The sequence below is a fragment of the Hymenobacter glacialis genome, from assembly GCF_001816165.1.
In the GTDB taxonomy this organism is placed as follows: Bacteria; Bacteroidota; Bacteroidia; order Cytophagales; family Hymenobacteraceae; genus Hymenobacter; species Hymenobacter glacialis.
In genome coordinates this window covers 112,881-129,580 of sequence record NZ_MDZC01000079.1, presented here as the reverse complement: position 1 = coordinate 129,580, position 16,700 = coordinate 112,881, and the positions used below count along the sequence as shown (strand labels likewise).

Here is a 16,700-nt window from a genome sequence, read left to right as displayed (position 1 = left end):
CGGGTGAATGGCTCTCATTCATGCATTCGCGGCCAGTGCTTCCGCTGCTCGTTCAACTATTCATCGCCCATTCATTCATCCATCCATTGGCCAAGGACTACTTCAAGCTTCATTTTATTGTGCTCCTGTGGGGCTTCACGGCCATTCTGGGCAAGCTGCTGACGGTACCGCCCGTGGAGCTGGTGTTTTGGCGCACATTGCTGGCCGCGGCCGGCCTGGCGGTGCTGCTCGTGGCCCGGAAACAGGTGTGGCGCATCCCTATGGGGCAGGCAGTGCGGCTGCTGGCGGTGGGTGCGCTGGTGGCCGCGCACTGGATTACCTTTTTTCTGGCGGCGCGGCTCTCGTCGGTGAGCGTGTGCCTGGCGGGCCTGGCCACGCTGGCGCTGTGGACGTCGCTGCTGGAGCCGCTGCTGCTCTGGCGCCGGGTGCGCGGCTACGAGGTAGGCCTGGGCCTCATTACCATGGTGGGCCTGTATTTGGTGAGTCAGGCCGAGCTGGACCAGTTGCTGGGGCTGGGCGTGGCGGTGCTGTCGGCGGGGCTGTCGGCCCTGTTCAGCGTGCTCAATGCCAAGCTGATTAAAACCCACTCGCCGCTGCGGCTCACGTTTTATGAGATGCTGGGCGCGTGTTTGAGCATCGTGCTGTTCTTCCCCGTCTACAGCCTGTATTTCACCCAGGGCCAGGGCTTGCAACTGGCCTGGCACGGCTACGACTGGCTCTGGCTGCTGGTGCTGGCCGGCGTGTGCACCGTATACGCCTTCTCCGCCTCGGTGGAGCTGATGAAGCGCCTCTCCCCTTTCGCCGTGAACCTGACCATCAACCTGGAGCCGGTGTACGGTATCGGGCTGGCGGTGCTCATTTTCGGCAGCCAGGAGCGCATGGCCACGGGCTTTTATCTGGGCACGCTGCTCATCGTCTTCAGCGTGCTGATACACCCGCTGGTAGCCCGGCTGATGAAGGGCAAAAACTCCGCGCCTACGCCGGTTATGCCGGTTTAGAGTACGCCCTGCCACACCGTATACTCGGTGGGCCACGGCATGGCGGCGGGCGCTCCGGCCGCCCACAGCCCATACACCGCCGAACCTGAACCCGACAAGCTAGCATAAGTGGCTCCGGCGGCGTAAAGCTCCTGCTTGATGGCGGCCAGCACCGGGTATTTAGGAGCCAGCGACCGCTCAAAATCGTTGCTCACAGTGTCGCGCCATGTTTCCAGCGGCTGCGCCAGCGCTTCCCGCAGCCCGTGGGCAGGCGGCTGCGGCGTGATGCCCGCAAAGGCTTCGGGCGTGCTGATGTGCAGGTTGGGGTACACCACCACGCACCCGGTTCCGGTCAGGCTCAGGTCGATTTCCTGAAAAACGTCGCCCCTTTCCACGGCCAGCACCGGCTTATTCTGGATGAAGAAAGCACAGTCTGCGCCCAGGCGGCGGGCGTATCCTTCCAGGGTTTCGGAGGGAATGTTAAGACCAAACAACTCATTCGCCGCCTTTAAGGCAAAGGCCGCATCGGCCGAGCCGCCGCCCAGTCCCGCGCCGATGGGCACTATTTTGTGCAGGTACATCTGCACTGGAGGCAACTGGGGGAAATCGGCCTGCAGCAACTCGTAGGCCCGCACGCAGAGGTTGGTGACCGGGTCGCCGGGGATGGGTCGGCCGGTGAGGGCAATACTGGTAAGGTGGCCGGTTTCGGCCGGCAGAATCTCCAGGGCGTCGGTCCAAGGGAGGGGCAAAAAGACCGTTTCCAGGTTGTGGAAGCCGTCGGGGCGGCGCTCGGTGATGTAGAGGCCGAGGTTGAGTTTGGCGTTGGGAAACACGAGCATGAGTAGGACGCAAGCCAAAGCCTGCGCCGCAAAGGTACTTTTGTGCCGTGCCCGCTCCCCATTCTTTTTACGTCCGCCACGGCAAGCGCCTGCTCGACGTGGCCCTGGCCCTGCCGCTGCTGCTGCTCACGCTGCCGTTGCTGGCCGGGGCGGCGGCGCTGGCGGCCGTGCAAAACCGTGGGCGGGTGCTGTTTCGGCAGGTGCGGCCGGGCTGGCACGGCCGCCTGTTCACGCTCTACAAAATCCAAACCATGACCGACGGGCGCGATGCCGCCGGCCACCTCCTGCCCGACGCCGCGCGCCTGCCCGCCCTGGGCCGCTGGCTGCGCGCCACTTCCCTCGACGAGTTGCCCCAGCTCTGGAACATCCTGCGCGGCGACCTGAGCCTGGTGGGCCCGCGCCCGCTGCTGCCCGAGTATTTACCGCTCTACTCGCCCACCCAGGCCCGGCGCCACGACGTGCGCCCCGGCCTCACGGGCTGGGCCCAGGTAAACGGGCGCAACGCCATTTCCTGGGAAGAGAAATTCGTTTATGACGTCTGGTACGCAGAAAATGTAACTTGGCGGCTGGATATGAACATCTTGTGGCGCACCGCCGGGCGCGTGCTGCGCGGCAGCGGCATCACGGCTCCCGGGCAAGTCACCACATTGGCCTTTCGGGGCACCCCTCCCCCTCCGCTTTCCCCGTAGAGTACGCCATGACCCAGTTATTTTTCTCCGAATACGAAGAAGCCGAGTCCGGTATTCCGCTCGTCATTTTTGGCGCGGGCGGCCTGGGGCGCGAGGTACTGCTGCTCATTCGGCAGCTCAACGCCGCCACCACGCCCGCGGCCTGGAACGTGCGCGGCTTCTACGACGACCACGCGCCAACCACCGCTACCGTGGCCGGCCTCCCCTATTTGGGCACCAGCGCCGACCTCAACGCCACCCCGGAGCCGCTGGCCGTGGCCGTGGCCGTGGGCAGTCCGGCCAGTCGCGCCACGGTGGTGGCGCGTCTCACCTCTTCGCAGCTGTCGTTTCCGGTGCTGGTGCACCCGCAGGTGGCCCTGGCTCCGCAGCAGCGCATTGCCGTGGGCGAAGGCAGCATCATTCAGCAAGGCTGCTTCCTGACCTGTGACATCACCCTGGGCCGGTTCGTGCTGCTGAATCTCGGCTGCACAATCGGCCACGATGCCGTGCTGGGAGATTTTTCGTCCCTCATGCCGCACGCCAACGTGAGCGGCGCAACCCAACTGGGCGCGGGCACCTACCTCGGCACCAATACCACGGTTATTCAGGGGGTTCAAATCGGCGAAAACACCATCATGGCGCCGGCGCCGTAGTGGTGCGCAACATGCCCGCCAACATCACCGCCGTTGGGGTACCGGCCAGAGCAATTAAAGATTGAGAATTAAAACCATGCGCGGCTTAGGCGCTGGTAACAGCTCATTTTTAATTCTCAATCTTTAATTTTTGATTCCCCAAATGCATAGCCAAGACCACGACCGCCTGTTTCTCTCGCCGCCCCACCTGGGCCGCCACGAGATGAATTATGTGCACAAGGCGATTGAGGACAACTGGGTGGCACCAGCCGGGCCAAACCTAAAGGGCTTCGAAGACGACATCTGCGAGGCGACCGGCGCGGCGCATTGCGTGGCGCTGTCGTCGGGCACGGCCGCCATTCATCTGGGGCTGATTTTGCTGGGCGTGGGGCCGGGCGATGAAGTGCTGTGCCCCTCGTTCACGTTCGTGGCCACAGCCAACCCTATTCTGTACCTGGGCGCCACTCCCGTGTTCGTCGACAGCGAGGCCGAAACCTGGAACATCTGCCCCGAGCGCCTGCGCGAAGCCATTGTAGACCGCCTGGCCAAGGGCAAAAAGCTCAAAGCCCTGCTGCTGGTGCACCTCTACGGCATGCCCGCCAAGCTCACTGAAATCATGGCCATCGCGGCGGAATTTGGGCTACCCGTGCTCGAAGACGCGGCCGAAGCCCTGGGGTCTTCCTTCAACAAGCAGCCGCTGGGCAGTTTTGGCAAAGTCGGCGTATTTTCCTTCAATGGCAATAAAATCCTGACCACCAGCGGCGGCGGGGCCCTGGTTACCAACGATACCGCACTGGCCCAAAAGACCCGATTTCTCGCCACTCAGGCCAAGGACGATGCGCCCCACTACCAGCACTCCGAAGTAGGCTACAACTACCGCCTGAGCAACGTGCTGGCGGGCATCGGCCGCGGCCAGATGGGCCTGCTGGACGAGCGGGTGAAACGCCGCCGCGAAATATTTGCCTGGTACCGGGAGCACTTGGCGCACCTGCCGGGCCTCACCGTGGCCTTGGCACCCGAGCCCGCCGGCAGCCGCTCCAACCGCTGGCTCACTACTATCCTCCTGAACGCCCCCGACCCGGCTGCCCCGCCCCAGCCCGCCGTAACGCCCGAAACCGTGCGACTGCAGCTCGAAACGCACAACATCGAGAGCCGCCCCCTTTGGAAGCCCCTGCACCTGCAGCCGCTGTTTCAGTCGGCGCCCATGTACGGCGGCGCGGTCTGCGCCGATTTGTTTGCCCGCGGCCTGTGCCTGCCCAGCGGCACCGCCATGGCCGATGCGGAGTTGCGCCGCGTGGCCGGGGCCCTGGCCGAGTGCTTCTAGCGACCAGCCGCCGGCTCAGTTATATTCAGGATTGATTGAACGAGGTAAGAACGCAACAGTTAGAATCCTTATACCCGTCCAAGAAACTGGACATTGCGCTAAGAAAGCGCGTGCGCCAAGTCGGCCAGCAACTCTTCCACCGGCTCAATGCCCACGCTCAGCCGCACCAACCCCACCGTGATGCCCAGGTCCGCCCGCTGCTCATCCGTCAGGGCCCGGTGCGAGGTGTAGAGCGGATGCGAGCACGACGAATCCACGCCCGCCAGCGAGGGTGCAAACGGAAACCGCTGGCTCCGCTGCATGAAGCGGTTCACTACCGCGGCATCGTCGGGCAGGCGGAACGAGAGCATGCCGCTGAACAGCCCGTGCCCCTGCCCCGTCGCAAGCACATGCTGCGGGTGCGTGGGCAGGCCGGGATAATACACTGCCTCCACAGCCGGATGTGCCTCCAGGAATTCGGCCACCTGCTGGGCGTTATAGCTGTGCGCGGCCACGCGCAGCCGCAGGGTTTTCATGCCGCGCACGCTCAGCCAGCTCTCCATGGGGCTCAGCGTGAGGCCGAATACGGTGCCGATTTGGCGCAGCCGCGCGGCATCTTCCGGCGTGCCGGCTACCACGGCCCCGGCCGTCACATCGGAATGGCCGGCCAGGTATTTGGTCACGCTGTGCAGCACCAAATTGGCACCGTGCGCCAGGGGCTTGGTAATCACGGGCGTGGCAAAGGTGTTGTCCACTACCAATTTCACGCCGTGACGGTGGCACTCCTCGGCAATGGCGCGCAGGTTCACCACGCGCAGTAGTGGGTTGCTCATCGTTTCGCACAGCAGCAGCTTGGTGCCGGGCTGCACGTGGGAATTCAGGTCGTACAGTTCCTCAAACGGCACGTAGCTCACGCTTATGCCCAGCCTCGACAGCTCCAGGTTGAGCAGCGCCGCCGAGCCGCCGTAGATATCGGCGGCGCACAGCACGTGGTCGCCGGCCTGGCAGTAGGTCATCAGCGCCGCGAAAATGGCGGCCATGCCCGAGCCCGTGGCCAGGGCACCAGCGCCGCCTTCCCACTGGTTCACGGCCGCGGCCAGCTCGTCGGAATTGGGGTTGCCGTTGCGGGAGTACAGGTAGCGGCTGCCGGGCTCGTCAAAGTACTGCTGCACCGCGTCCAGGTCATCGAATTTGAAAACGGACGTTTGGTAAATCGGGGTGATTTTGGGATGGATAGCCGTCGGGGTCATAAGGGCAGCGCGTGGGAATGAGTGTGGCAAAGGTCGGCAATGGCGCGCAGCTTCGCCACTAGCTGGTTTTCTCTGCCATTGCCCGCCGGTTTTCGCGCCGGAACACCTCCATCAGCACCATAAAATAGGACAGCAGCAGCGGTCCAATCACTAGCCCAATCAGGCCAAACATCTCCACTCCCAGCACCAACCCCACCAGCGTCACCAGCGGATGAATGTCGCCCATGCGCTTGGCCAGCATGATGCGCAGGAGGTTGTCGATGTTGATAATCACGATGAATCCCACCAGCAAAATGCCGATGGCCTTGCCGCTTTGCCCCTGCGAAAACTGGTACAGCGCCGCCGGCCCCCACACCAACGGGGTGCCCAGTACCGGCAAAAAAGCCATAAAAAACGCCACCACACCCCAGAACACCGGGTCGGGCACCTCAAAAATCCACAGCGTAAGTCCGGTCAAAACGCTTTGCACCATGGCCACCAGCACCTGCCCCAGCACGTTAGCGTTCACGTTGTTTTTCAGCGACTCACCCAACTCTTCCAGCGTTTCGTTGCGGAAAGGCAGGTACCGGTGCAGGCCCAGCATAAAGTACGTTTCCTGCATAAATAGGTAGTACATCGTGAACAGCATCAGTCCCACCACCACCAGAAAATTGAGCGCGCTGCTGGCCAGTGTGGGTATCCAGCTGCTCACCTTGGTAGCACCCTGCAATAGCATTTGCCGCACGTTCAGCTGCCCCGTAATGCTGATTCCCGTGGCATCCTCCACTTTATGCAGCGCGTCCAGGATGCGCTCGGGGTGCTTGGTAAAGGCCACCAGCCGCTCCAGCAGCAGGGAGCTCAGGGCGTAGAATGGCACCACCAGCAGCACCACCGTCACGAGCAGAATGCCGATGGTAACAAGACGGTGGTTCCACTTGCGGTGGTGCACCAGCGCCACCCACCACGGCCGGAACACCACAAACAAGATACCCGCCGCCAAAAACGCGGTCAGGTACTGCGCCAGCCCCACCACCATCAGCCCGGCCAGGCTCACGAGCGAGACCACCAGCAGCACGTAGCGCTGCCGGGGCGTGTAGATATTTTCGACGTACGCGAAGGGCTTAGGGGGTTTGTGCATGGCAAAAGAATAATCAGCGTCCCGGCGCGCCGCTACCGTAAGGCACCACCATAGAGGCTACGACGCAAAAAGCCGTTCCTGCCAGGCAAGAACGGCTTTTTAAAACTTAAATCGCAACCGCACAGCGCAGTCGGGGCTCGTTGGCAATTACGCTACGATGCCCTCGGCCAGCACTATCACGTTGTTGCGCAGTACTTCCACCACGCCGCCCTCAATGCGAATAGCCTCACGGCCAGTCGCACCGGTCAGGGTAACGTTACCGGCCTTCAAGGCGGCAATCATCGGGGCGTGGTTGTTCAGCACTTCAAACAAGCCATCGGCACCCGGAAACTGGGCCGACGTCACTTCGCCTTCGAATACCTTGCGGTCGGGGGTGATGATTTCTAAATGCATTTTTTTTCTGTCATGCTGAGCAGCGCGAAGCATCTTATCACGTTCGCGCCACAGGGTTTGCAATTCTGACGAAGGAAGCGTGATAAGATGCTTCCTTCGTCAGCATGACAAATGAAATTATCGGGCTTCGGCAATCAGCTTCTCGCCTTTCGCCATGGCATCCTCAATGGTGCCCACCAGGTTAAAGGCCGCCTCGGGGAGGTGGTCGTATTTGCCGTCGATGATTTCGTTGAAGCCTTTGATGGTGTCCTTGATGTCAACGAGCACGCCTTGCAGGCCGGTGAACTGCTCCGCCACGAAGAAGGGCTGCGACAGGAAACGCTGCACCCGACGGGCACGGTTTACTACCTGCTTGTCCTCCTCGGAAAGCTCGTCCATGCCCAAAATGGCGATGATGTCCTGCAATTCCTTGTAGCGCTGCAGAATCTCCTTCACGCGCTGGGCGGTGTCGTAGTGCTCAGCACCCAGCACGTCGGCCGAGAGAATGCGCGAGGTCGAGTCCAGTGGGTCCACGGCGGGGTAAATGCCGAGCTCAGCAATTTTGCGGCTCAGTACCGTGGTGGCGTCCAAGTGAGCAAAGGTGTTGGCCGGAGCCGGGTCCGTCAAGTCGTCGGCAGGTACGTAAACTGCCTGCACCGAGGTAATGGAACCGCGCTTGGTGGAGGTAATACGCTCCTGCATGGCACCCATTTCGGTGGCCAGCGTGGGCTGGTAACCTACGGCCGAAGGCATACGGCCCAGCAGAGCCGATACTTCCGAACCCGCCTGCGTGAAGCGGAAGATGTTGTCGATGAAGAACAGGATGTCGCGGCCGGCACCGGTGCCGTCGCCATCGCGGAAGCTTTCGGCAATGGTCAAACCCGACAGGGCCACGCGGGCGCGGGCTCCGGGAGGCTCGTTCATCTGGCCGAACACCAGCGTAGCCTGCGACTTGAGCAGCTCTTTCTCGTCTACTTTCGACAAATCCCAGCCACCGGCTTCCATCGAGTGCTTAAACTCTTCGCCGTAGAGAATGATGTTAGATTCAATGAATTCGCGCAGCAGGTCGTTGCCCTCGCGGGTACGCTCGCCCACACCGGCAAACACCGAGAGGCCTTCGTAGGCCTTGGCTACGTTGTTCACCAACTCCATGATGAGTACGGTTTTGCCCACGCCGGCACCGCCGAACAGACCAATTTTACCGCCCTTCACGTAGGGAGCCAGCAAGTCAATTACCTTGATGCCGGTGTAGAGGATTTCCGACGACGTGGCCAGGTCCTCAAACGCCGGGGGCAGGCGGTGAATGGGCAGCGGGCCGTCCGACTTCGGCTGGGGAATGCCGTCGATGGCCTGGCCAATTACGTTAAACAGGCGGCCTTTCACGCCTTCGCCCGTAGGCATGGACATGGGGGCGCCCAGGTCGCGCACGATGGCGCCACGGGTCAGACCCTCGGTGGAGTCCATGGCGATGGTCCGAACCCGGTCCTCGCCCAAGTGCTGCTGGCACTCCAGTACGACCACCTGGCCGTTGTCTTTGGTGACTTCGAGCGCGTCGAGGATATTAGGCAGCTTCGTGTTCTCACCCGCGAAGCTCACGTCCACTACGGGGCCGATGACCTGGGTGATTTTGCCGGTATTCGCCATTGAGGTGTATTTATAAGAAAGATGATGCGTTTTTCAGGCCGCAAAATTACGGCAGAAGCGTGGCTTTTCCAACCCATGCCCGATTCGGCACCCGGCGTGCGTTTAAACCATCCTGAGCGGCATTACCCCATGAAAATCAAGCAGAAAAGCGAATTTGAAGGCTTTCGCCGGCAGGGTGGCGCAATTTTCTCGCAAAAAAATTTCAAAAAATACTTGCCTCGAATTTTTCCGGTAGTACATTTGCAGTCCCAAACGGCACGTAGCCCAATGGGAAATTGTCCGATGGTGTAACTGGCAACACGCTTGATTTTGATTCAAGAAAGTCCAGGTTCGAGCCCTGGTCGGACAACGACAAAGCTCGACTAAACGCAAGGCGCTGGCTTCTCCAAATTTCCGGAGTGGTCAGCGCCTTTCGCTTTTTCCAGTTCGCCCCGTGCGGTAAGCTTTAGCAGGCCCCGCAGGGTCGAGGCGGGTCATTAAGCAGTTCATCAACCGGCGGCAGGCAGAGGCTTGCCGCACAAAATCAGCACCTTCCCCAATGAAACAGGTCAAGATATTCGCCGGCAGCGCGTCCCGCGCCCTCGCCGAAAATATTGCTGCCGCCTACGGCACTCCCCTCGGCGCCCTCACCCTCCAGCGCTTCGCCGACACCGAAATGGGGCCCAGCTTCGACGAAAGCGTGCGCGGCTGCGAGGTGTTTCTCATCCAAAGCACGTTTCCGCCGTCGGAGCACCTTATGGAGCTCATGCTGATGGTGGATGCCTGCAAGCGTGCCTCGGCCCACCGGGTCAACATCGTGATGCCGTACATGGGCTATGCCCGCCAGGACCGCAAAGACAAGCCGCGCGTGAGCATCGGGGCCAAGGTGGTGGCCAATATCATCCAGAGCGTGGGCACCGACCGCATGATGACCGTTGACCTGCACGCCGGTCAGATTCAGGGCTTTTTCGACCTTCCCGTAGACCACTTGGACGGCGCCACCGTGCTGGCCCCCTACATCAAGTCGCTGAACCTCGAAAACCTGATTTTTGCCTCGCCCGACGTGGGCGGCGTGGTGCGTACCCGCGCCTTCGCCAAGAAGTTTGGGGCCGAGATTGTGGTGTGTGACAAGATGCGCCTGCGGGCCAACGAAATTGCCTCCATGCAGGTAATTGGCGACGTGAAGGGCATGGACGTGGTGTTTGTGGACGACATGGTGGATACGGCCGGCACCATTTGCAAGGCCGCCGAGCTGGTGATGGAGCGCGGCGCCAAATCGGTGCGCGCCGTGGTCACGCACCCGCTGCTGAGCGGCCCGGCCCACGAGCGCATCCGCCAGAGCGTGCTCACCGAGCTGATTACTACCGACACCATTCCGCTGCGCCAGGAGAATGAGAAAATCCACGTCATCACGCTGGCGCCGCTCTTTGCGCAGGCCATTCGCAACGTGGTGACGCACGAGAGCATCAGCTCGCTGTTTGTGTAGCGCTGGCTGAAATATTTTCGGTTTCGGGAACTTTTTGCAGAGGTTGAAATAATTCTGGCACGCATTTTCTAATGTGCTCAGAACCTTTCAACCTCTGCATTTTGCTATGAAACCCTTTCTACGTTCGGCATTCCTGGTGGCTTCGGCATTGCTGTCGGCCTGCACTTCCACCATTCACATGCAGGCACTGGCCCCGGCCGCCGTGCGCATGCCCGATGAGCTCCAGCGCATAGCCACCGCCAACCGCATTGTGCCAACTTCGGGCCGAGACAAGTTTTTTGATGTGCTGGAGGGGGTGTTTACTGGTGAAGGCCCTGGCGTGGACAAGGCCGGCGCGCAGGAGAGCGTGATGATACTGGGCCAGGCGCTGGCCGAAAACAGCCCCCGCTTTCAGGTGACGCAAGCCCAGCTGCAGCTGCAAGGCCGCAGCCGTGAGTTTTTTTTGGAGCCCCTGGCACCCCGCTACGTGCAGGAAGTTTGTCGCCAAACCCAGGTTGATGGCATCACGGTGCTCGAGGCCTTCGACTCGGATATGGCGCTGAAGCGCACCGACGGCGTGCGCGTGAAGGACAAGGACAAAGGGGAGCGCAAGGTGCCGTTCGTGCACATGGAGATGGTGATGAAGGTCGTGTCCGGTTTCCGCACGTACGGCGCGGCCCAGGGCTTCATCCTCGACCAGGCCAAGCTGGAAGATTACCTGACCTTTTCGGGCGAGGGCGCCACCTACCAGCAGGCCCTGAGCCAACTGCCGGCGCCCGATATCTGCATCCGACAGGTGGCCCGGCTGGCGGGTGATAAGTACGCCCGCCGCATTGCCCCCTCCTACTTCACCCTGACCCGCGAGTACTACACGCGAGCCAAAAAAGACATTGCGATGCAGCAGGCCGCTATTCGGGCCACGTCGGAGGACTGGGCCGGGGCCGCGGCGCTATGGCAGCAAGCTACCACCCACGCAAACCCCAAAGTAGCCGGGCGGGCGTTCTACAACATGGCCGTGGCCAGCGAATTCGGCGGCAACCTAGACGAGGCCATTGCCTGGGCCAGGAAATCAGCCTACACGGCCAACAACCGGGCCGCGCGCGAATACCTGCGCCAGCTGCAGCGGCGCCAGCAAGCACAACTACTCATTGCCGAGCAGCTGCAAAGCCTGCCTATGAGCAACTGATTGTGAGCCTGCCAATTGTTATTCTACCCGGGGCGACGTACCTTTGCGGCCCGTTTCGGCAAGGGTTGCCGGCGCGGAAACATCATTTCCCAAACCACTTTTTATGAAAAGCCTCGAGATTGTAGGGTTTAAAAGAGCGAATCTCGGTAAGACTGAGGCCAAGGCACTGCGCCTGGACGCTCAGGTACCGTGCGTGTTGTATGGCGGCAAGGACACCGTGCACTTCTCTGTGCCCGCTATCCTGTTCCGCGAGTTGTTGTACACGCCGGAGGCTCACATCGTGGACCTGAACGTGGAAGGCACCATGTACAAAGCCATTGTGCAGGACTCCCAGTTTCACCCCGTGAACGAAATGCTCCTCCACGTTGACTTCCTGGAATTGGAAGAAGGCAAAGAGGTGAAAATGGACATCCCCGTGAAGTACGTAGGCGTTTCGCCCGGCGTATTGGCCGGTGGCAAATTGGTGAGCAAGCTGCGCAAAGTGCGCGTGCGCGCCACGATGGACAACCTCCCCGACTACGTGGAAGTGAACATCAGCGGCATGGAGTTGGGCAAATCCATCAAGGTTGGTGCCGTAGAGCCCAAAGACTACACCATCCTGACCAGCAAAGAGGCGCCTATCGCTACCATCACCATCCCACGTGCGCTGAAAGGCGAACTGGCCGCCAGCAAGTAATAATTACGGAATCTTCGGATTATAACTGGATTAATCAGGTTTTTAGCTGGTTAATTGCTGACTCTAAAAAGCCGTTCCAATTAGTTGGAGCGGCTTTTTATTATTGAACCCTATTGGGATTAATTCGCTGCTGCCTGACAATGCCAGCGTAGGTGCACGTAATTCGAAAAATTTGTGATTTATGAAGTTTCTGGTTCTCTGCCTGGGCAACATTGGCCCCGAATACGCCGACACCCGCCACAACATCGGGTTTATGGTGGCCGATTACCTGGCCGCCAAATTTGACGCGCCCCGTTTCGAAATCGGCCGCCACGCCTTTGTTACGGAATTTAAGCACAAGGGCCACGCCTACACGTTGGTGAAGCCCACCACCTACATGAACCTGAGCGGTAAAGCCGCCGCCCATTGGCTGGCCACGCTCAAAATTCCCGTGGAAAACATGATTGTGGTAACCGATGACCTGGCCCTGCCCTTCGGCAAATTGCGCCTGAAAGGCCAGGGCTCGGCCGGCGGCCACAACGGCTTGAAGGACATTCAGGCCACCCTGAGTACCGACGTGTACGCCCGGCTGCGCTTTGGCGTGGACGCCAACTTCCCCAAGGGCCGGCAGGTAGATTATGTATTGAATCCGTTTTCGGCAGACGAATTAATTGAATTACCCACACGGATTGAAAAATCCGCCGACGCCATTTTAGCCTTTGGTTCGATGGGCCTGGAACGGGCCATGAATGTGGTGAATGTGAAGTAGGCATTTGCATTTACCCGAATACCTGTCATAAAACATAAGCCCCCGATTCGTTAACGAATCGGGGGCTTATGTTTTATGACAGGTATTCGGGTAGCTGTCTATGCTTACCAAAACGTCATGCTGAGCTTGCCGAAGCATCGCTACCGCTTCGCAGCAGTTATTCAACGAAGCAGTAGCGATGCTTCGGCAAGCTCAGCATGACGTTCTAGTGACTTTCTTAGCAGCCCCTACACCACACCGCTGCCGTTGCGCACGGCTTTGCTGGGCTGCATGAGCGCGAGGCTACCGTCGGCATTCTCGGCCATCAGGAGCATGCCCTGGCTTTGGATGCCTTTGATTTCGCGGGGCGCCAAGTTGAGCAGCACTTGTACCTGCTGGCCAATCAGTGCTTCGGGAATAAAATGCTCGGCGATGCCGCTCACAATGGTGCGCTGCTCCAGGCCCAGGTCGATGGTGAGTTTCAGCAGCTTTTTGGTTTTGGCTACTTTTTCGGCGGCGACGATGGTGCCTACGCGCAAATCCATTTGTCCGAATTCATCAAATGACACATCGGTTTTGGCAGGCGCAACGGGCGTGTTGGCCAACTGGTTTTCCTTCTTGGTATCGAGCAGCTTTTGCACCTGGGCTTCAACAGTGGCGTCTTCAATTTTGCCAAAGAGCAGCGAGGCTTCGCGCAGCTGGTGCCCAGCTGGCAGCGCATCGGCTCGGCCGGCACTGGCCCACTTGCCCAGCTCCACGTTAAGCATATCTGCTAGCTTCTGGGCCGACTCGGGCAAGAACGGCTCCAATAGCGGGGCCAGTGCGGCAGCAATTTGCAGTGCCACGTGCAGCACCGTACCGGTACGGGCCAAATCGGTCTTGATGAGGTGCCAGGGCTGGGTTTCGGCCAGGTATTTATTGCCCAAACGCGCCAGATTCAATACCTCGGCCAACGCATCGCGGAACCGGTAATTTTCAATTAACTCGCCGACTTTAGCAGGAAATACAGCGAGCTGCGCAAAAGCGTCCTGGTCGATAGCCATTAGCTCGCCGAGGGCGGGCACTTTGCCTTCAAAGAATTTGTGCGTGAGCACGGCAGCGCGATTCACGAAATTGCCCAGCGTGGCTACCAACTCGTTGTTGTTGCGCGCTTGGAAGTCTTTCCAGGTAAAGTCGTTGTCTTTGTTTTCGGGCGCATTGGCACACAGCACATAGCGCAGCACATCGGCTTGGCCGGGAAATTCGGCCATGTATTCGTGCAGCCACACGGCCCAATTGCGCGACGTGCTAATTTTATCGCCTTCCAGGTTCAAAAATTCATTGGCGGGCACGTTGTCCGGCAAAATAAATTCGCCGTGCGCTTTCAGCATCACCGGGAAAATAATGCAGTGAAAAACGATGTTGTCTTTGCCGATGAAATGCACCAGTTTGGAGCCCGCGTCTTTCCAATACAATTCCCATTCCTCCGGGAAAGCTTCTTTGGTGGCCGAGATGTAGCCAATAGGCGCATCAAACCACACGTAGAGCACTTTTCCCTCGGCGCCGGCCACCGGCACGGGCACGCCCCAATCAAGGTCGCGCGTCACGGCGCGGGGGTGCAGGCCCTGGTCAATCCAGGATTTGCACTGGCCGTACACGTTGGTTTTCCAGTCGTTTTTGTGGCCTTCAACTATCCATTCGCGCAGCCAGGGCTCGTACTGGTCGAGGGGCAGGAACCAGTGCTTGGTGTCGCGCAAAACGGGGTGCGCACCGCTAAGCATGCTGCGCGGGCTAATTAATTCCGTGGGGCTGAGCGAGGTGCCGCACCGCTCGCACTGGTCGCCGTAAGCGTTTTCGTTGCCGCAATTGGGGCACGTGCCCACAATGTAGCGGTCGGCTAGAAACTGCTGGGCCTGCTCGTCAAAATACTGTTGCGTGGTTTGTTCAATAAACTGGCCTGCGTTGTTCAACTTGGTAAAAAACGCACTGGAAACCTCCGCGTGCGTGGCCGACGAAGTGCGCGAATACACATCAAACGACACATTAAAGTCTTGAAACGAGTCGCGAATCAGGGCGTGGTATTTATCAACGACCTGCTGCGGGGTCACGCCTTCTTTCTGGGCCCTGATGGTAATGGGAACGCCGTGTTCGTCGGAGCCACAAATAAATTTTACGTCGCGACCAGCGGAGCGCAGGTAGCGGACATAAATATCCGCAGGCAAGTACACGCCTGCCAAATGCCCAATGTGCACCGGGCCATTGGCGTAGGGCAACGCAGCGGTAACTGTGTAACGTTTAGGAAGAAGCGACATGATTAATTGAGAAAATAAACAGAAAACAAGTCCTGTTTTTCAAGATAATTAAGAAGAAAATGCGCCGAAGTTTGACCGAAGCACAAGAGAAAAATGAGAGAAAAAACAGTTGTGTATCAACAAAAAAACAAAGCAAACCGTTTGATACTTAATTCATTTTATATTTGAGCACACTGAATTAATATTCCCGATTAAAAAGGAGCGTTAATTCACTTTGAACCCTTCACCAAACATTCTTTCTAATGAAAAAACCTGCTTCTCCGAAAAAGACAGAAAAACGTGCGAAATCTACGCCCGAAGAAAAGTCGGTTCGCAAATCAGCTAAAAAAGCTGGCCGTGCCGCTACTCTTCTGAACGACGACCGTGCCGATAACAAGGCCTCGCAGAAGAAAACGCTGAAAACGGCTGCAAAGCAACTGCAAAAGGAGCTGAACAACCGCATGAACGAAGTGGTGACTCGCATTCGCAAAGAAACGAAAGCCAAGCTGAAGGAAGTGGTAAAAGAAGCAACCCGTCGCCTCGACGGGGACACGGAGCGCATGTTTGAGCAAGCCCTGCACACCATTGTGCGGCACTACGATTCCGTAGCGGGCAGCACCGACAGCCCCCCCGCGAGCACCAGCACCGAAGCCAGCAGCAAAGCCACCACCAGTAGCCGCAAAAAAGGTCAAACCCTGAACAAGGATGGTACCCCGCGCAAAACCCGCGCTACCGCCGTTGCTGATGCCACTGCCGAAGCGCCCAAAGCCCGCAGCCGCAAGCCCGCAACTCCCGCAAAGGCCACCGGTGCACGCCGCGGCCCCAAGCCTGCCGCTGCCGCTGCAGATGCCGCTGCGCCAGCTACGCGCCGTGGCCCCAAGTCCGGCACGGCCGCTACCGGCGCCCGCCGTGGACCAAATCCCCGCGCAGTAGCCGCTCCGGAAGTTACCGATGCAGAGAACTCTGCCGATAGCGCCAGCACCAACGAGGCAAGCGCATAGTTTTTTTTCGCAGCCACGGATTCTCGCAGCAAAAAGCCCGCCCCATTGAGTTGGGGCGGGCTTTTTGTTGCTATCAACGGCCGGGCGACCGGCTGTCGCTAAGGGCGCGGTGGCGGCGGTGGCGGGGGAATATTCACGGGCGCATCGTAGTTGAGGCGCTGAATGCGTGTGGCGGGAGTGGTGTTGTTGGGGTCGTTGGAATTCAGGTTTCCAATGCGCTTTTGGCGGTTGATGTCGGCCGCCTGCTCGCCCAGCTGCACCCGGTTGGGCGTGGCATCGGGAATGGCGGAGTTGGTGCCCGTGCCGTTGCTGTTGTAAATAGCCCGGCGGTCGGCGTCGGTTCTAATTTCGGTGGGCACGGCGGAGGGCGCAGCCCTTTCGGCAGTTTGGTCGGTGGCAGTGCAGCTGACCAACAGCCCCAAGGTAAGGGCGCACCCCAACCGCCCGCTGCAAGTAAGAAATATGTTCATGGCCCGTGCTGGAAAAAGGCCGCCCACATTGGCGGCCTGATTCAAACGGCGGACGGCGGCTTGTGGTTGGCTGAACTACGGCACTGGGCGGCAGACCTTGCCCGTAGTGATGCCGTTCCACAGC

The 16,700-nt window shown here is 59.7% G+C and carries 17 protein-coding genes and 1 tRNA gene; 11 read left to right on the top strand and 7 right to left on the bottom strand.

Features of this window, described 5'->3' with window-relative positions; translation table 11 throughout:
• Positions 1–35: 35 nt before the first annotated feature.
• Positions 36–998 (top strand): DMT family transporter, encoded by a 963-nt coding sequence (locus tag BEN48_RS12830; RefSeq protein WP_241502265.1) that lies wholly within the window; start codon positions 36–38, stop codon positions 996–998.
• On the opposite strand, the gene ispE is transcribed toward BEN48_RS12830, so the two are convergent.
• Entirely contained in the window at positions 995–1,816 is an 822-nt protein-coding gene (gene ispE / locus BEN48_RS12825) for a 4-(cytidine 5'-diphospho)-2-C-methyl-D-erythritol kinase (RefSeq protein ID WP_070735325.1), read from the bottom strand. The genes BEN48_RS12830 and ispE overlap by 4 nt on opposite strands.
• A gap of 47 nt (positions 1,817–1,863) precedes the next feature.
• On the opposite strand from ispE, the gene BEN48_RS12820 reads away from it, so the two are divergent.
• The 3 genes from BEN48_RS12820 to BEN48_RS12810 all read left to right on the top strand — a co-directional run bounded on the left by BEN48_RS12820 (position 1,864) and on the right by BEN48_RS12810 (position 4,440).
• A complete protein-coding gene (locus BEN48_RS12820; RefSeq protein ID WP_070735324.1) occupies positions 1,864–2,505 on the top strand; it encodes a sugar transferase in 642 nt (213 codons plus the stop codon).
• Between the two features lie 8 nt (positions 2,506–2,513).
• On the top strand, positions 2,514–3,137 hold the full coding sequence (locus BEN48_RS12815; protein ID WP_083321043.1) for an acetyltransferase: 624 nt from the start codon (positions 2,514–2,516) through the stop codon (positions 3,135–3,137).
• Positions 3,138–3,279: 142 nt separating this feature from the next.
• Positions 3,280–4,440 (top strand): DegT/DnrJ/EryC1/StrS family aminotransferase, encoded by a 1,161-nt coding sequence (locus BEN48_RS12810; RefSeq protein ID WP_070735380.1) that lies wholly within the window; start codon positions 3,280–3,282, stop codon positions 4,438–4,440.
• Positions 4,441–4,538: 98 nt separating this feature from the next.
• On the opposite strand, the gene BEN48_RS12805 is transcribed toward BEN48_RS12810, so the two are convergent.
• The 4 genes from BEN48_RS12805 to atpD form a co-directional block, all read right to left on the bottom strand.
• Positions 4,539–5,669 carry a trans-sulfuration enzyme family protein gene (locus BEN48_RS12805; RefSeq protein ID WP_070735323.1) on the bottom strand — a complete coding sequence of 377 codons (1,131 nt, stop codon included), beginning with the start codon at positions 5,667–5,669 and terminating at the stop codon, positions 4,539–4,541.
• A gap of 58 nt (positions 5,670–5,727) precedes the next feature.
• Positions 5,728–6,786 carry an AI-2E family transporter gene (locus tag BEN48_RS12800; RefSeq protein WP_070735322.1) on the bottom strand — a complete coding sequence of 353 codons (1,059 nt, stop codon included), beginning with the start codon at positions 6,784–6,786 and terminating at the stop codon, positions 5,728–5,730.
• 147 nt (positions 6,787–6,933) lie between these two features.
• A complete protein-coding gene (gene atpC / locus BEN48_RS12795; protein ID WP_070735321.1) occupies positions 6,934–7,179 on the bottom strand; it encodes an ATP synthase F1 subunit epsilon in 246 nt (81 codons plus the stop codon).
• A 117-nt stretch (positions 7,180–7,296) separates the two neighbouring features.
• Positions 7,297–8,802, bottom strand: coding sequence for a F0F1 ATP synthase subunit beta (atpD, locus tag BEN48_RS12790; protein ID WP_035564250.1), 1,506 nt, complete (start codon positions 8,800–8,802; stop codon positions 7,297–7,299).
• Between the two features lie 21 nt (positions 8,803–8,823).
• On the opposite strand from atpD, the gene BEN48_RS18810 reads away from it, so the two are divergent.
• The 6 genes from BEN48_RS18810 to pth all read left to right on the top strand — a co-directional run bounded on the left by BEN48_RS18810 (position 8,824) and on the right by pth (position 12,856).
• A complete protein-coding gene (locus BEN48_RS18810; RefSeq protein ID WP_070735320.1) occupies positions 8,824–9,093 on the top strand; it encodes a hypothetical protein in 270 nt (89 codons plus the stop codon).
• Positions 9,079–9,151 (top strand) — tRNA-Gln (locus BEN48_RS12780). Before BEN48_RS18810 ends, BEN48_RS12780 begins: the two co-directional genes overlap by 15 nt.
• Positions 9,152–9,340: 189 nt before the next feature.
• Complete coding sequence (locus BEN48_RS12775) at positions 9,341–10,267, top strand: ribose-phosphate pyrophosphokinase (RefSeq protein WP_070735319.1); 927 nt, start codon at positions 9,341–9,343, stop codon at positions 10,265–10,267.
• Positions 10,268–10,373: 106 nt separating this feature from the next.
• Positions 10,374–11,432, top strand: a complete 1,059-nt coding sequence (locus BEN48_RS12770; RefSeq protein ID WP_070735318.1) for a DUF6340 family protein — start codon at positions 10,374–10,376, stop codon at positions 11,430–11,432.
• Positions 11,433–11,535: 103 nt separating this feature from the next.
• Positions 11,536–12,108 (top strand): 50S ribosomal protein L25/general stress protein Ctc, encoded by a 573-nt coding sequence (locus tag BEN48_RS12765; RefSeq protein ID WP_070735317.1) that lies wholly within the window; start codon positions 11,536–11,538, stop codon positions 12,106–12,108.
• Between the two features lie 181 nt (positions 12,109–12,289).
• Positions 12,290–12,856, top strand: a complete 567-nt coding sequence (pth, locus tag BEN48_RS12760; protein ID WP_070728754.1) for an aminoacyl-tRNA hydrolase — start codon at positions 12,290–12,292, stop codon at positions 12,854–12,856.
• Between the two features lie 227 nt (positions 12,857–13,083).
• Here pth and metG read toward each other — a convergent pair whose 3' ends face one another.
• Entirely contained in the window at positions 13,084–15,126 is a 2,043-nt protein-coding gene (gene metG / locus BEN48_RS12755; protein ID WP_070735316.1) for a methionine--tRNA ligase, read from the bottom strand.
• A gap of 242 nt (positions 15,127–15,368) precedes the next feature.
• Between metG and BEN48_RS12750 the strand changes: the two genes are divergently transcribed.
• The gene (locus tag BEN48_RS12750) at positions 15,369–16,106 is read left to right on the top strand and encodes a hypothetical protein (RefSeq protein ID WP_070735315.1); all 738 of its coding nucleotides are present in this window, start codon (positions 15,369–15,371) and stop codon (positions 16,104–16,106) included.
• A gap of 98 nt (positions 16,107–16,204) precedes the next feature.
• On the opposite strand, the gene BEN48_RS12745 is transcribed toward BEN48_RS12750, so the two are convergent.
• Positions 16,205–16,576: a hypothetical protein gene (locus BEN48_RS12745; protein ID WP_125932628.1), complete on the bottom strand. Its 372-nt coding sequence runs from the start codon at positions 16,574–16,576 to the stop codon at positions 16,205–16,207.
• Positions 16,577–16,700: the final 124 nt, after the last annotated feature.